Source organism: Microbacterium sp. Se5.02b (genome assembly GCF_019464375.1).
Taxonomy (GTDB): Bacteria; Actinomycetota; Actinomycetes; order Actinomycetales; family Microbacteriaceae; genus Microbacterium.
In genome coordinates this window covers 384479-398538 of record NZ_CP080491.1, presented here as the reverse complement: position 1 = coordinate 398538, position 14060 = coordinate 384479, and the positions used below count along the sequence as shown (strand labels likewise).

The following is a 14060-nucleotide window of genomic DNA, read 5'->3' as shown; positions in this document are numbered from 1 at the left end:
ACAGCGTGGGGGCATGCAGCCGCGAGAAGGTGGCACGCTGCGGTGCGAGAACAGTGGTCATCGGGTCATCCTCGGGTCGGCGGTCGGATCGGCGAGCATCTCCGGGCACCCGTCGTCGACGGCGTCTGAACGCAGTTCGTAATGCCACGGTTCGTTGGCGTAGATCTGGCACAGCCCGTAGCGCGATCCGCGTTGCGCGAGCCAGTCCAGCGCGGGCCACGGCCCCAGGTCGACCGCATCGCCCGTCACGTGCTCCGAGGTCTCCGGCGTCGCCACCCAGCGGCGGGCCTCGTCCTCCGACCCGTACTGCACGATCGCGTCCTGCAGCATCCGCTCCTGCAGCGCGGGAGAGCGCCATCCGCTGTTGACCCGGAACGTGATGCCGTCCGCGTCGGCGTCGGATGCGGCGCGCTGCAACGCCTCCCGCAGCGCGGGATCGAGGTTGCCGATCGCGACCCGGTCCACATCGAACACGGTCGGCTTGTCGTCGTCGCGGATCACGCCGTCGGCCTCGCTCGGTGCGATGACCGAGCCGGTGACGTCTCCGCTGTCGTACTCCGGAGTGGGTGAGGGCGCCGGTCCGGTGCGGGTCGCGTCGGCGAAGGCGACCGACAGCGACTGCTGAAGGCCGAACGCGAGGACGACCACGGCGACCGCAGTGGCCAGGGTGACGACGACCCGACGGCGACGGCGCGCTCGTGGGGGATGGGAGGTGGTGCGGGTGTTCATGCTCCCAGTGAAGAAGGGGCGCGGTTGCCGGGGCGTATGCGCTTTTCCATATGCTCCCGATATGCCGCACTGCGTAGGATCGCAGCCATGCGTGTGCTGATCGTCGAGGACGAGCCCTACCTCGCCGAGGCGGTGCGCGACGGCCTGCGCCTGGAGGCGATCGCGGCCGACATCGCCGGCGACGGCGACACCGCGCTGGAGCTGCTGAGCATCAACGCCTACGACATCGCCGTGCTCGACCGCGACGTGCCCGGTCCCTCCGGCGACGACATCGCCCGATGGATCGTGGCCTCGGGCAGCGGCATCCCGATCCTGATGCTGACCGCCGCCGACCGCCTCGACGACAAGGCGACGGGTTTCGAGATCGGAGCCGACGACTACCTCACCAAACCGTTCGAGCTGCGGGAGCTCGTGCTGCGCCTGCGTGCCCTCGATCGACGACGCCAGCGCAGCCGTCCGCCTGTGCTGGAGGTCGCCGGGCTGCGTCTGGATCCGTTCCGCCGCGAGGTGTACCGCGACGACCGTTACGTCGCCCTCACCCGCAAGCAGTTCGCCGTGCTCGAGGTGCTCGTCGACGCGGGCGGCGGGGTCGTCAGCGCCGAAGAGCTGCTCGAACGCGCCTGGGACGAGAACGCCGACCCGTTCACGAATGCCGTGCGCATCACGGTCTCGTCGCTGCGCAAGCGCCTGGGGGAGCCGTGGCTGATCCTCACCGTGCCGGGTGTCGGGTATCGGATCGGGACGGATGCGGATGCCTAGGCGCCGCGGGATGAGCGCCCGCCTCAAGCTCACGCTCAGCTATGCGGGGATCGTCGTGGTGTCGGGGCTGCTGCTGCTCGCCGCGGTGGCCCTGTACCTGCTGCGCTACGTCCCTGACGTGCAGATCCCGGTGCTCACCGACCTCCGCGTACCGAACCGGTCCGACCTGATCCGCGCCTTCGTGCCGGTCGCCGCGACGGTCATGGTCGTGCTGCTCGCGCTCGGCCTCGGCGGGGATGGCTGCTCGCCGGACGGATGCTGGCGCCGCTCGAGCGCATCGGCGACGCGGCTCGGCTCGCGGCGCAGGGATCGCTGTCGCACCGGGTGAGCCTTCCGGGACGCCGTGACGAGTTCCGCGACCTCGCCGACGTGTTCGATGCGATGCTCGAGCAGCTCGAGGCGCATGTGGCTGAGCAGCAGCGCTTCGCCGCCAACGCCTCGCACGAGCTGAGGACGCCCCTCGCGATCTCGCAGACCCTGCTCGAGGTCGCGCGCGACGATCCGGATCGCGATGTGGATGCGCTGATCTCCCGCCTCCGAGAGGTCAACACACGCGCGATCGATCTGACCGAGGCCCTGCTGCTGCTCAGTCGCGCGGATCGTCGGACGTTCACCCGCGAGATCGTCGACCTCTCGCTTCTCGCGGAGGAGGCGGTGGAGGCACTGGTCCCGCTCGCGGATCGCCGAGGCGTCGCGGTGGAGGTGGGTGGCGCTCCCGCCCCGGTGCTCGGATCGGCGGCCCTGCTGCCGCAGCTTGTCACGAACCTCGTGCTCAATGCGATCGTGCACAACCTGTCGTTCGGCGGCTCGGTCGCGGTGCGCACGCATACGATGCCGCACGCGGTCGCGCTCGTGGTCGAGAACACGGGCGAGGTGCTGCCGGCCCACCGCGTGGCGACGCTGGTGGAACCGTTCCAGCGCGGTGCCGAGCGCACCCGCAGCGACGATCATGCCGGCGCGGGTCTCGGCCTCGCGATCGTCGACCGCATCACGCAGGCGCACGGCGGCACGCTGGTGCTCACCCCGCGCAGGGAGGGGGCCTGATCGTGACGGTCTGGCTGCCGCACCCCTACCCCGCACCCCTCGGCTGACCCGTCCGCTCCGCCCCGGTATCCTCCCGCGAGTGCACGGATGTCGGAGGGATTCACGGATGTCGGACCGGAACGCGGTCTCCGGTCCGACATCCGTCCGCTCGCCCGACAGGTGGACGGAGTCGGGGTTCAGGCCACGCGAGGATCGCGCGTCGCGGCCAGCTCGCGGCCGAAGGTGCGGGCGTCGGCCTCGGCGTTCTCCTTGAGCTCGCGGGCGGTGTCGGCGAACGCATCGAGCGCCGGGTTCACCCCGACCAGCGTGAACGGACGCTGCACCACGCGGAGGTCGAGGCCCCACACGTCTTCGAGCACGCGGCGCAGCCAGCCGGTCGAGTGGTCCCAGCCCTCCTTGGGCGAGCCCTCCGCGTAGTTGCCGCCGAGCACTGTGACGAGCGTCGCGGGCTTGCCGTTGAGCGCCGTGCCTGTCGGGTCGATGCGCGAGTCGGTGTAGGCCAGGTCGAACCAGGTCTTGAAGTGCTGCGAGACCCCGTAGTTGTACAGCGGCACGGCGATGAGCAGCGCGTCGGCGCTGATCAGCTCGTCGGCGAACGACGTCGCGAGCGCGCGGGCCTCGTTCTGTGCGGGGGTGCGCTGCGCCTCGTCGACGAAGCCGCCTGTGACGGCATCCGCCCACGCGGTCGCCGGCACCGGGTCGCTGGCCAGGTCGCGGCGGAGCACGGTCGAGTCGGGGTGGGACGCGGTCCACTCGGCCTCGACGATGTCGGCGAGCGCGCGGCTGGCGGACGACGCGGGAAGGATGCTGGCATCCAGGCGGAACAGGGACATGGGCCTACCTCTCGTTTTCGTAGTCACTAGCTTTTTATGAGCGACATTGGTTAACGTAGCACGGGTAGGATGTGGGCATGGCCGAGGTCGAGGAAGAGCGTCAGGTGTGCGACGCCGCCGTCACACTGGCCTTCAGCGTGCTCGGAAAACGGTGGAACGGCATGATCGTGTCGTCGCTCGGAGGCGGGCCCTCGACCTTCGTCGTCCTTCGCCGCGCCGTCGCCGGCATCAGCGACACCGTGCTGTCCGACCGACTGGCGGAACTCGCCGATGCCGGGCTCGTGGCCCGCACGGTCGACCCCGGCCCGCCGGTCACCGTGTCGTATGCGCTCACCCCGAGCGGGACCGGCCTGTTGCCGATCCTCGATCAGCTGGGGCAGTGGGCCTCGGCGAACCTCGCCGAACGCGCCCACTGACGCGCACTCGCCGTCACCAGGGGCTGGGCTCGTAGTCCTTCAGGAACACGCCGTGGATGTCTTCGCCGGCCTCGCCGCGCACGATCGGGTCGTACACGCGGGCGGCGCCGTCGACGAGGTCGAGCGGGGCGTGGAAGCCTTCTTCGGCCAGGCGCACCTTCGTGTAGTGCGGACGCTCGTCGGTGATCCAGCCGGTGTCGACCGCGGTCATCAGGATGCCGTCCTTCTCGAGCATCTCGCCCGCACTGGTGCGGGTCAGCATGTTCAGAGCCGCCTTGGCCATGTTCGTGTGCGGGTGCCCAGGACCCTTGTAGCGGCGGGAGAACTGCCCCTCCATCGCCGAGACGTTCACGACGTACTTCCGGTGCGACGACGACGCGGCCATCGACGCCCGAAGACGACTGATCAGCAGGAAGGGCGCGGTGGTGTTCGCGAGCTGCACCTCGAGCATCTCGAGCGGATCGACCTGCTCGATCGACTGCACCCAGCTGTTGACGCGGTTCACATCGGGCACGAGTCCTCCCGCGTCGATGGCCGTGCCGTCGGCGTGCTTCTCGAGCGACGAGGAGCCGGGAGCCATGGCGAGCCTGGCGAGGTCTTCGGCCGTGAGGGCCTGCCCGCCCTGCTCGGCGACCGTGCCGCCGAGGGCTGCGACCGAGAGCAGCGGATGCGCATCGACGGAGGCCTGCAGCGCCTGCGGATGCGGGTCGGCGGTGTGCCCGAACGTCTCCATCTCGGGCAGCGGTCCGTCGGGCAGGGGCTGCAGCTCGGCATCCGCGAGCAGCGAGTACGCACCGGGCGAGCGGCGAACGGTCTGGGCCGCGTTGTTGATGAGGATGTCGAGCGGACCTTGAGCCGCGACCGAGTCGGCGAGGCCGATCACCTGGGCGGGGTCGCGCAGGTCGATGCCGACGACGCGCAGTCGGTGCAGCCAGTCGGCCGAGTCGGGCAGGGCCGAGAAGCGGCGCACGGCATCGCGAGGGAAGCGAGTGGTGATCGTGGTGTGCGCGCCGTCGCGGAGCAGCCGCAGCGCGATGTGCATGCCGATCTTGGCGCGGCCGCCCGTGAGCAGGGCGCGCTTGCCGGTGAGGTCGGTGCGGGCGTTGCGCTTGCCGTGGCTGAAGCGCGCGCAGTCGGGGCAGAGCTGGTGGTAGAAGGCGTCGACCTGCGTGTACGGCTGCTTGCAGATGTAGCAGTTGCGCGGCTTGAGCAGCTCGCCGGCGATCGGGGCGTCCACGACACTGGTCGCGAGGTCGTTGCCGCGGGTCTCGTCGTCGATGCGGTCGGGTGCTCCCGTGGCGGTGCGGGCGACCACGGCCTTGTCGGCTTCGGCGATCGCGTCGCGGATCTCCTTGCGGCGCACGCGCTTGACGGCCTTGAACATCGCGGCGGTCGCGTGGCGCACGGCGACGAAGTCCGGATGCTCGTTGTCGATCTGGTGCAGCTCGGAGAGGACGCGAAGAGTCGTGGCGAGATCGTCGGGGTCGACGCCCGGTCCGAGGTCGGGTGCAGCGTCGGAGGGGGCGTCGGTCATTGTGCCGATTTTACGCGAGTGTCCTGGGCATATGCCCCTCCTCTCCTCTCCCCTCCCGAGCATCCGTCCTGCCGCCGAGTGCACGGCTTGTCGTCGAGTGCACGGCGTACCGACGCACGGAAGCCGTGCACTCGGCAAGAGGCCGTGCACTCAGCGACACCGCGTATCCCTTGATATGCAAGTCTCCACTTGCCTATCATGAACGGATGACCGATCTGTTCCACGCACTCGATGACGAGACGAGGCGCCTCATCCTCGACGAGCTGTCGGTGCACGACGGACAGACCCTGTTCGAGATCTGCACCACCCTGACCATGCGCCACGGTGTGACGCTGACTCGACAGGCCGTCTCGCAGCACCTCGCCGTGCTCGAGTCCGCGGAACTGATCTCCACGGAACGACGCGGACGATCCAAGTTCCACTATTTCCACCCGGAGCCTCTCGCCCGCATCGCCGAGCGGTGGCCGTACACACGGAGCACCCCATGAGAATCGAACTGACAAGCATCTTCGTCGACGACCAGCGCACGGCTCTGGCGTTCTACACCGACGTGCTCGGCTTCACGAAGCACCACGACATCCCCCTCGGCGATGCCGCATGGCTCACGGTGCGGTCGCCCGAAGCGCCCGACGGACCGGAGCTCCTGCTGGAGCCCTCCGGGCACCCGGCGGTCAAGCCGTATCGCGATGCTCTCGTCGAAGACGGCATCCCGCTCGCTCAGTTCGCCGTCGACGACCTCGCCGCCGAGCATGCGCGCCTGACCGGACTCGGCGTCGTCTTCACCCAGCCGCCGACCGATATCGGCACGGCATGGGTCGCGGTGCTCGACGACACCTGCGGCAACCTCATCCAGCTGATCCAGATGAAGGCCGCCTGACCCGCCCCCGCCCCTGCCGCGGAGTCAGACCAGGGCGTGCTGGCGACGGAGCGCCGTGAGCACCGTGCCGTTCACGCCCGCCCACTCCCCGAGCGTCGCGGGCACGATGGGCGGAACCCGGTGGAACGAGGCGCGCGCGCTCACATACCGCGCCGCGAGCGTCACGAGCTCGTGCGGCGCCTGGGCGAGTCCGCCGCCGATGACGATGCACCCCGGGTCCACGAGGGCGCAGAGGGTGAGGATCGCCTCGGCGAGCGCCGACGATGCGCGCTCGACGATCGCCGTGGCCGCGGCATCCCCGGCGTTGCTGGCCGCGAGCAGCTTCTCCGGACCTCCCGCACCCCGGCCTTCGCCCAGGCTCTGCGCAGAGCGGGGGCGCCGATGATGGTCTCGAGGCAGCCGCGCCGTCCGCAGGAGCAGAGGTGGCCGTCGGGCTCGATCGTGATGTGGCCGAGCTCCCCAGCGGAGCCGTGCGCCCCGGGCACGACGCGTCCGTGCGCGACGTGCGCCCCCGCGATCCCGGTGCCGAGTGCGAGCACGAACACATCGTCGATGCCGGCGCCCGCACCCCACGAGGCCTCCGCGACAGCCGCAGCGTGGCCGTCGTTGATCACATCGACGGGGACGCCGAGTGCGCCGCTGAGCTGGGCACCGAGCGGACGGCCGTCGAGCGAGGGGATGTTGGTCGAGCGCACGACGACGCCCTCCGCCTCGTCCACGAGCCCCGGGATCGACAGCACCACGCGCTCCAGGTCGGCGTCGCCGCGGAGGGAGTCCACGATGGCGGACAGCCCCTCGACGGGCGCGGCCTTGGGCGTCGAGTGTCGGCCGCGGGCGAGCGGTGTCGGAGGAGCGTCCATCGATGCCAGGGCGGGGGCGAGCAGGTGCTTCACGCTCGATCCGCCGACGTCGAGCCCCAGGACGACAGGTCCCACGTGGCTCACACCCCTGCTCGTTCGGCTCGGTCCTCCCGCGGTCACTGCGTCATCACCAGGGCGGCCGCTCGGGCCTCCCGCCGCAGCGCCTGCTTGTCGGGGTCGGGCACGGGGACCGACGCCAGCAGGCGTCGACTGTAGGGGTGCTGCGGGGCGAGGAGCACGTCATCCGCGGAACCGGTCTCGACGATCTCGCCCTTCAGCATCACGGCGACCCGGTCGGAGATCTCGTGCACGACCGCCAGGTCGTGGCTGATGAACAGGCAGGCGAAATGCATCTTCTCCTGCAGGGTGCGCAGCACGTCGAGCACGGCCGCCTGCACCGACACGTCGAGAGCCGAGGTCGGCTCGTCGGCGATGATCAGCTCGGGCTCCAGCGCGATCGCCCTGGCGAGGCCAATGCGCTGGCGCTGGCCTCCCGAGAGCTCGTGCGGGTAGCGGGAGGCGTAGTTCGTCGGCAGTTCCACGGCGTCCAGCAGCTCGGCCACCCTGGTCCGACGCCCGGCCGCGGTGGTCGAGACGCGTCGACGCTGCACGAGCAGCGGCTCGGCGATCGCCTCCCCACGGTCATGCGGGGGTCGAGGCTGGAGCCGGGGTCCTGGAAGATCGCTCCGACACGTCCGCGCAGCGCGCGCTCGCGACGCCCGGAGACTCCTCCGCGTCCGACTTTCTCGCCGAACAGGGTGATCGAACCGCTCGACAGCGGCAGCAGACCGAGCGCCGCACGCCCGAGAGTCGACTTGCCGGAGCCGGATTCCCCGACCAGCCCGACGATCTCGCCCGGTGCGATCGCGAGGCTCACCCCGTCGAGCGCGAGGAACGGACGCCCACCGCGGCGGTACGTCACACTCGCGGCATCGAGCTCGAGCACGGCGGCCGGCACCTCGGTCTCGGGCTCCCGTTCGATCACGGTCGCGATGTCGGGCAGCGAGGGCACGGCGCTGAGCAGCTTCTTGGTGTAGGCCTCGCGGGGTGCGGTGAGCACGGTGCGCGTGTCGCCCACCTCGACCATCGTGCCGCGGAACATCACGGCGACCCGGTCGGCGATGTCGGCGACCACGCCCATGTTGTGCGTCACCAGCAGGAACGCGGTGCCCGACTCCGCGGCGAGCCGCCGGATGAGGTCGAGGATCTCGGCCTGCACCGTGACGTCGAGCGCGGTGGTCGGCTCGTCGGCGATGATCAGCTGCGGCTCGCACGCGAGGGCGATCGCGATGACCACGCGCTGGCGCTGCCCGCCGGACAGCTCGTGCGGGTAGCTCTTCGCCCGACGCGCAGGGTCGGGGATACCCACGCGCTGGAGCATCTCGACCGCGCGCTTCCAGGCCTCCGCCTTCGAGATGTCGCGGTGGTTGAGGATGGCCTCGGTGATCTGGTCGCCGATCCGCATGCTCGGGTTGAGCGCGGTCATCGGCTCCTGGAACACCATGGAGATCTCGGCGCCGCGCACGGCGTTCATCTCGGCTTCCGCGAGCGGGAGGAGTTCGCGTCCGGCGAGGGAGATCGACCCGGTGACCGTCGCCGTCCGCGGCAGCAGCTTGAGGATGGCCATGGCCGTGACCGACTTGCCGGAGCCTGACTCGCCGACGAGCGCCAGCACCTCTCCCGGACGCACCTCGAGGTCGATGCCCTTCACGGCCTCGACGGATCCGTCCTCGGTGCGGAACGTGACCTTCAGGTCGGAGACCGACAGCAGTGCGTCGCTCATGCGGCACGCCCCTTCACGTCGAAGAAGTCGCGGAGTCCGTCGCCGATGCTGTTGAAGGCGCAGACCGTCAGCACGATGCAGAATCCGGCGGGGAAGATGAGCCACCAGGCGCCCGCGTACGTGTAGGTGATGCCGCTGGTGAGCATGGCGCCCCAGTCGGTGGCCGGCTTCTGCAGCCCCATGCCGAGGAACGAGATGTAGGCGACGAGCAGGATCGCGTCGGCGACCTGGAAGGTGGCGTTCACGACGATCGTGCCCACGGTGTTCGGGACGATGTGCTTGAGCACGGCCCGCGAGTGGGTGCCGCCCATCGCTCGCAGCGCCAGCACGTACTCGCGCGACTTGAGCGAGATCGACTCGGCCCGCACGAGACGGGCCGGGACGAGCCAGGAGACGAGGCCGATCACGCAGATCATGAGCGGGACGCTCGGGCGCAGGATCGCGGAGAGGATCAGCAGCAGGAAGGTCGCCGGGATCGCGATGCCGGCGTCGACGACGCGCATCATCACGGTGTCGACGGCGCCGCCGACGTAACCGGCGATCGCGCCCCAGAGGGTGCCGATGACGGTGGCGAGGATGCCGGCGGCGAGCCCGATCAGGATCGAGATCTGGCCGCCGACCATGAGCCGTCCGAGCACGTCGTACCCGACGTCGTCGGTGCCCAGCGGGTGGCCGGGGCTCCCCGGCGGCAGCATGGTGCTGCGGAGGTCGGTGTGGATCTGATCCGTCGGATGGATCAGCGGGCCCAGGAAGCAGAAGAGCAGGAACAGGACGATGGTCACGATGCCGAAGACCGCGAGCTTGTTCTGCAGGAAGCGGCGCATGCCGCGCTGACGCGGGGTCAACGTGCGCATCACGATGGTGGTCGTGCTCACGAGAGCTCCTCTCGGGTGCGCGGATCGAGCAGCGCCTGGATGATGTCGGCGAGGAGCGATCCGATGACCGTCGCGAGCGCGATCACGAGGATGCAGCCGATCAGCACGGGGTAGTCGGAGGTCTGGGCGGAGGTCCAGAACAGCAGCCCCATGCCGGGGTAGTTGAAGAGCGACTCGACGACGATCATGCCGCCGAACATGACCGGCAGGTAGTAGCCGAGCATGGCGATCACGGGCGTGAGCGAGTTGCGCACCACGTGACGGGTGATCACGACGGGCACCGAGGTGCCCTTGGCCCTGGCGGTGCGGACGTAGTCCTCGGACAGGTTGTCGATCGTCGCCGACCGCATGTACCGCGAGAAGGTCGCGATGATGCCGAGCGCGGCGGTGAGCACGGGGAGCACGAGGCCGGCGGGGTTCGCGAGCACGTCGCCGACGGTCTCGCCCTGCGGCGCCTGGGCGGGCACGAGCCGCAGCCACTGCGCGAACACGATCACGAGGATGAGCCCGAGGAAGAACGACGGCGTGGAGTAGACGATGAAGTTCACCGTCGTCAGTGCGTAGTCGGCGGCCTTGCCGCGGCGCACGGCCTGGAAGATGCCCATCGGGATCGCGATGATCAGCGCGAACAGCATCGAGATCAGGGCGAGGATCAGCGTCTTCGGAAGCCGCTGCCCGATCGCGTCGGCCACCGGCCTGTTCAGCTTGAAGGAGTCCCCGAGGTCGCCCTGGACGAGTTGGGCGAGGAAGTGGAAGTACTGCTGCCACAGGGGCAGATCGAAGCCGTTCTCCTTGTTGAAGGCGTCGATCTGCGCCTGCGAGGCCTGCATGCCGAGGATGCCGGCGGCCGGCCCCTGCGGCATCGCGAGGTGGAGCAGCGCGAACACGATCAGCGTCACGATGAGGATGACGATCCCGCCCTGGCCGACCCGTCGCAACAGGTACCACCAGAACCGGGGGCCGCCGGCCCTCTCCTTCTTCTGCTGCTGCGCGTTCTGCGCTGCTTCCACCACGCTCATGTCACCTGCTCGTTACTTGGTCCAGGACCAACGCTGCGGAAGGAACGACGCGCCCGGGTCCTGGGTGGCGATGTCGAGTCCGTCACGGACGACCGAGACCTGGTACACCGGGTTCGGCATCCACATGACCGGGAGGTCGGTGGCGAGGTACTCGGAGTACTTCTTCGCGATCTCGGGGTCGGTCGAGAAGGCCATCGCCTGGACGAGCTCCTCGGCCTCGGGGTTGTCGTACTGTCCGGCGTTCCACTTGGTGTCCTTCGCGAAGACGCGCTCACCGGTGGCGTAGGGCGGGAAGTACCAGCTGCCCGCGGTGCCGAAGAAGACGAGCTCCCACGTGCACGCGCTGCCGGTCTTGCACTCCTGCGCCTGCGTGAGGACGGTGTCCAGCGGCTTGGAGTCGATCGTCATCTTGACGCCGATCTTGCCCAGCGACGACTGGATCTCGGCCATCATGTTGTCGGTCTCCTGCGAGCCGTTCTGCGTGGTGACGACGATCTCCGCCTTGTCACCCGCGGCGATGCCCTCGCCGCACTGACCTGCGCCCGCGCCGGCTTCGGCGCACTCGAGCGTGCCGTCGGATCCCTTGACCCAGCCGTTGTCGGTGAACAGCTTCTCGGCCTTCTTCAGGTCGAACGGGTAGGGGTTGTCCTTCTGCACGTCGGACAGGCCGTTGGAATCCGCGGTCTGCGGGATCGGGCCGTAGTCGGGCGTCGCCGCACCGTGCCAGACGACCTCGGAGATGGTCTCCTGGTCGACCGCGTGCTGCAGGGCCTGACGCACGTAGAGCTGCTTGTAGAAGGAGCCCTTCTCGGGGTTGGCGAAGTTGTACGGCATGTACGTGATCGACCAGCCGGCCCACGGCTCGATGCTGTAGCCGAGGTCGGTGAACTGCTTCTCGTTCGTGAGCTGCGAGCTGGTGACGTAGCCGTAGTCGACGTCACCCGAGCGCACGACGTTCATCTCGGCGTCGGCCGAGGTGAAGGGCAGGAACTCGACGTTCTCGATGCTGGGCTTGTCCTCGCCGGTGTACTCCTTGTTGGCGGTGAGCTCCACCAGGCCCGAGTCCGACCAGCTCTTGACCGTGTAGGGACCGGCGACGGTCTTCCACAGGTCGTTGGTGGCGTAGGTCTTCATGTCCTCGGCCTCGGAGAAGAGGTAGTCGAGGACCGCGGTCGCCCCGGCCTGGTCACGGTCGTGGTCGCCGATCTCGCCGTCGGCGCTGGTCTTGTCCCACACGTGCTGCGGCATCGGGTAGATCAGGCTGAGCTGGTTGCCGAGGAGGAACTCCTCGTTGTAGACCTTGTCCATCGTCAGCGAGAACGTCTTGTCGTCGATGGTCGTGAACTCGGTGATGTTGTCCGGCATGAGGCCGGCGGAGTAGCCACCGGTCTTCTCGCCGTTGAAGCGCACCAGGTTGTACCAGAACTCCACGTCGCGCGAGGTGACGGGCTCGCCGTCCGACCAGTCGAGGTCGTTCAGCGTGATCGTGATGGTCTTGCGGTCGTCGGAGAACTCGTAGGACTTCGCGGCGGAGGCCAGCTCGTCCCAGCCCATCTCGCCGTCGACGCCGTTGTACTCGAACAGGCGCGGCCACATCGTCGCCTTGATGGCGCTGTTGTGCGTCGCCATCTTGTCGGGCGACGAGATCGGCAGGATCCAGTTGGGTCCGGTGCCCACCTGAAGGGCGAAGCTGACCGTGTCCTTCTCGCCTGCCTCGCTGTCTCCCGAGGTGCCGGCCTGGCACGCGGTGAGGGCGAGCGTCGCGACGGCGAGCGCACCCAGGGGGGCGAGCAACCGGCGGCGCAGCGACTGAGATCGCATGTAAACCTCCTTGTTCAACGCCCCGTCACCCGAAGCGTTCGTCCAATTTGTGACGTACTTTGCATCATGCCCGAATAAAGTCAGCCGCAAAAGTCAGGCTTGTTACGTTTAAGTAACTAACTTCATTCGATAGCGGGGGAAAGCTGGGGCAGCTCTCAGCCGACCATCTCTGCCGAGAGGTCGGGGGTCCCCGCGAAGGCGTCGAACGGATGCATGGGCCGCTGGATGCGGTGGTGCCCGAGGCGCTCGAGGTCCTGATCCACGCCTCCGGGGGTGAGGGCGAGCGTCCACCCGCGCATGATCGCGTACAGCTCCGGCTCGAGGTAACCGATCTTGGTGACGACGATCTGCGCCGCGACGGGGTCGAGTCCGATCGAGGTGAAGTCGGAGACGTCGTGGTAGGCCTTGCGGAACTCCGTGACGATCACGTGCAGGCCGCCGACGCGGATGACCGCGATGCCGCCCGCATCCACATCGCCCTCGTGCAGGCTGTGCAGCACGCCTTCGACGAGGACCGGTCCGTGCGGTCCGCTGTCGATCCGGGCTCCGACCTCGACCGACACCCTGTCGCCGACGGTGTGCGCGCGCAGGACCTCGAGGGCGCCCTTGTCGAACACCGACGCGCACAGCGTGACGGGCGCGCCGTCGGAGGTGAGCTCGGGCTTGCGCAGCAACTGCGCGAGCGTCCAGGTGACGTCACCCGTGCCGCCGGCACCGGGGTTGTCACCCGAGTCGCTGATGAAGTACGGGGTGTCGGTCGCAGCGAGTCCTGCGGCGATCCCCTCGTCGAGGGTGCCGGGAGGGCCGACGAACTCGAAGTCGTCGCGCACGTCCCAGAATGCGCGGCCCAGTTCCTCCGCGGCTGCGGCCGTCGCCGCGTCATCGGTACCGGTCACGACGACCGTCGCGTGGCAGCGCGGCTCATCCGCCCACGCGTAGCCGATCCAGATCGCGGCGTCGGTGATGCCCGGTCGCGCCTCGATCTCGGGGATCCGCGCATACAGGCTCTTGGCCGGCTCCACCCTGGTGCTGGTCTTCTCGCCGGGGAGCAGGATCGGCACGCGCACCCATGCGCGGCGCGGGGTGACGCCGCTCTCGAGCGCCTCGACGAGGTTGCGGATCGCGCGGTCGCGCGTCTCCCACGTGTCTTCGTGCGGGGCCAGCCGGTAGCACGTGATGATGTCGACGTTCTCGATCAGGGTGCGCGAGACGTTGCCGTGCAGGTCCATCGACGCGGACACCACGACGTCGGCGCCGATCACCTCGCGGATGGCGGTGATCAGGTCGCCCTCGGCGTCGTCCAGGCCGTCGACACTCATCGCGCCGTGGATGTCGAAGAAGAGCCCGTCCAGCTTCTGCCCGTCGGCGACCAGGGCGCGCAGCCCGTCGCAGATGCGCGCCTTGATGCTCTCGTAGACCTCGCGCAGCACCGCACCGCCGGGGATCGAGCGGGCGTAGTAGACCGGGAGCCACTCGGCTCGATCCGTGAGCTCGCCGTCGCGCAGCAGCG

Annotated in this window: 15 protein-coding genes and 1 pseudogene; 5 read left to right on the top strand and 11 right to left on the bottom strand. The window is 69.1% G+C overall.

The window, feature by feature from the left end; all coding sequences use genetic code 11:
* Positions 1-57: 57 nt before the first annotated feature.
* A complete protein-coding gene (locus K1X59_RS02020) occupies positions 58-729 on the bottom strand; it encodes a M15 family metallopeptidase (protein WP_183151662.1) in 672 nt (223 codons plus the stop codon).
* An 87-nt stretch (positions 730-816) separates the two neighbouring features.
* On the opposite strand from K1X59_RS02020, the gene K1X59_RS02015 reads away from it, so the two are divergent.
* Both K1X59_RS02015 and K1X59_RS02010 read left to right on the top strand, forming a co-directional pair.
* Positions 817-1488 (top strand): response regulator transcription factor, encoded by a 672-nt coding sequence (locus K1X59_RS02015; protein ID WP_183151661.1) that lies wholly within the window; start codon positions 817-819, stop codon positions 1486-1488.
* Between the two features lie 10 nt (positions 1489-1498).
* Positions 1499-2579: pseudogene (locus K1X59_RS02010) on the top strand (sensor histidine kinase).
* A gap of 129 nt (positions 2580-2708) precedes the next feature.
* On the opposite strand, the gene K1X59_RS02005 reads toward K1X59_RS02010, so the two are convergent.
* A complete protein-coding gene (locus tag K1X59_RS02005; RefSeq protein WP_183151659.1) occupies positions 2709-3365 on the bottom strand; it encodes an FMN-dependent NADH-azoreductase in 657 nt (218 codons plus the stop codon).
* 77 nt (positions 3366-3442) lie between these two features.
* Between K1X59_RS02005 and K1X59_RS02000 the strand changes: the two genes are divergently transcribed.
* Positions 3443-3781, top strand: coding sequence for a helix-turn-helix domain-containing protein (locus tag K1X59_RS02000; RefSeq protein ID WP_183151658.1), 339 nt, complete (start codon positions 3443-3445; stop codon positions 3779-3781).
* Between the two features lie 13 nt (positions 3782-3794).
* Here K1X59_RS02000 and K1X59_RS01995 read toward each other — a convergent pair whose 3' ends face one another.
* Complete coding sequence (locus K1X59_RS01995) at positions 3795-5315, bottom strand: SDR family NAD(P)-dependent oxidoreductase (protein ID WP_220173870.1); 1521 nt, start codon at positions 5313-5315, stop codon at positions 3795-3797.
* Between the two features lie 206 nt (positions 5316-5521).
* Here K1X59_RS01995 and K1X59_RS01990 point away from each other — a divergent pair, with 206 nt between their 5' ends.
* On the top strand, positions 5522-5803 hold the full coding sequence (locus tag K1X59_RS01990) for a helix-turn-helix transcriptional regulator (RefSeq protein ID WP_183151657.1): 282 nt from the start codon (positions 5522-5524) through the stop codon (positions 5801-5803).
* Positions 5800-6192 (top strand): VOC family protein, encoded by a 393-nt coding sequence (locus K1X59_RS01985; protein ID WP_183151656.1) that lies wholly within the window; start codon positions 5800-5802, stop codon positions 6190-6192. Before K1X59_RS01990 ends, K1X59_RS01985 begins: the two co-directional genes overlap by 4 nt.
* 24 nt (positions 6193-6216) lie before the next feature.
* Here K1X59_RS01985 and K1X59_RS20595 read toward each other — a convergent pair whose 3' ends face one another.
* The 8 genes from K1X59_RS20595 to K1X59_RS01955 all read right to left on the bottom strand — a co-directional run bounded on the left by K1X59_RS20595 (position 6217) and on the right by K1X59_RS01955 (position 13980).
* Positions 6217-6471 carry an ROK family protein gene (locus K1X59_RS20595; RefSeq protein WP_258567248.1) on the bottom strand — a complete coding sequence of 85 codons (255 nt, stop codon included), beginning with the start codon at positions 6469-6471 and terminating at the stop codon, positions 6217-6219.
* Positions 6354-7136, bottom strand: a complete 783-nt coding sequence (locus K1X59_RS01980) for an ROK family protein (protein ID WP_220173869.1) — start codon at positions 7134-7136, stop codon at positions 6354-6356. Before K1X59_RS01980 ends, K1X59_RS20595 begins: the two co-directional genes overlap by 118 nt.
* Before the next feature lie 32 nt (positions 7137-7168).
* A complete protein-coding gene (locus tag K1X59_RS22265) occupies positions 7169-7594 on the bottom strand; it encodes an ABC transporter ATP-binding protein (protein WP_309491614.1) in 426 nt (141 codons plus the stop codon).
* The gene (locus tag K1X59_RS01975; protein ID WP_309491613.1) at positions 7489-8835 is read right to left on the bottom strand and encodes an ABC transporter ATP-binding protein; all 1347 of its coding nucleotides are present in this window, start codon (positions 8833-8835) and stop codon (positions 7489-7491) included. The genes K1X59_RS22265 and K1X59_RS01975 overlap by 106 nt, the downstream gene beginning before the upstream one ends.
* Positions 8832-9710 carry an ABC transporter permease gene (locus tag K1X59_RS01970; protein WP_244632322.1) on the bottom strand — a complete coding sequence of 293 codons (879 nt, stop codon included), beginning with the start codon at positions 9708-9710 and terminating at the stop codon, positions 8832-8834. The genes K1X59_RS01975 and K1X59_RS01970 overlap by 4 nt, the downstream gene beginning before the upstream one ends.
* Positions 9707-10729 (bottom strand): ABC transporter permease, encoded by a 1023-nt coding sequence (locus K1X59_RS01965; RefSeq protein WP_183151655.1) that lies wholly within the window; start codon positions 10727-10729, stop codon positions 9707-9709. Before K1X59_RS01965 ends, K1X59_RS01970 begins: the two co-directional genes overlap by 4 nt.
* A 12-nt stretch (positions 10730-10741) precedes the next feature.
* Complete coding sequence (locus K1X59_RS01960; protein ID WP_183151654.1) at positions 10742-12550, bottom strand: peptide ABC transporter substrate-binding protein; 1809 nt, start codon at positions 12548-12550, stop codon at positions 10742-10744.
* Between the two features lie 155 nt (positions 12551-12705).
* Positions 12706-13980: a M81 family metallopeptidase gene (locus tag K1X59_RS01955; protein WP_258567021.1), complete on the bottom strand. Its 1275-nt coding sequence runs from the start codon at positions 13978-13980 to the stop codon at positions 12706-12708.
* Positions 13981-14060 lie beyond the last annotated feature (80 nt).

Excerpts from the sequence above, each read along its gene's own strand:
- K1X59_RS01990 (WP_183151657.1), top strand. The coding sequence starts at position 5,522 with ATGACCGATCTGTTCCACGCACTCGATGACGAGACGAGGCGCCTCATC.
- K1X59_RS02020 (WP_183151662.1), bottom strand. The coding sequence starts at position 729 with ATGAACACCCGCACCACCTCCCATCCCCCACGAGCGCGCCGTCGCCGT.
- K1X59_RS01985 (WP_183151656.1), top strand. The coding sequence starts at position 5,800 with ATGAGAATCGAACTGACAAGCATCTTCGTCGACGACCAGCGCACGGCT.
- K1X59_RS01995 (WP_220173870.1), bottom strand. The coding sequence starts at position 5,315 with ATGACCGACGCCCCCTCCGACGCTGCACCCGACCTCGGACCGGGCGTC.
- K1X59_RS02015 (WP_183151661.1), top strand. The coding sequence starts at position 817 with ATGCGTGTGCTGATCGTCGAGGACGAGCCCTACCTCGCCGAGGCGGTG.
- K1X59_RS01965 (WP_183151655.1), bottom strand. The coding sequence starts at position 10,729 with ATGAGCGTGGTGGAAGCAGCGCAGAACGCGCAGCAGCAGAAGAAGGAG.
- K1X59_RS02005 (WP_183151659.1), bottom strand. The coding sequence starts at position 3,365 with ATGTCCCTGTTCCGCCTGGATGCCAGCATCCTTCCCGCGTCGTCCGCC.
- K1X59_RS01960 (WP_183151654.1), bottom strand. The coding sequence starts at position 12,550 with ATGCGATCTCAGTCGCTGCGCCGCCGGTTGCTCGCCCCCCTGGGTGCG.
- K1X59_RS01975 (WP_309491613.1), bottom strand. The coding sequence starts at position 8,835 with ATGAGCGACGCACTGCTGTCGGTCTCCGACCTGAAGGTCACGTTCCGC.
- K1X59_RS02000 (WP_183151658.1), top strand. The coding sequence starts at position 3,443 with ATGGCCGAGGTCGAGGAAGAGCGTCAGGTGTGCGACGCCGCCGTCACA.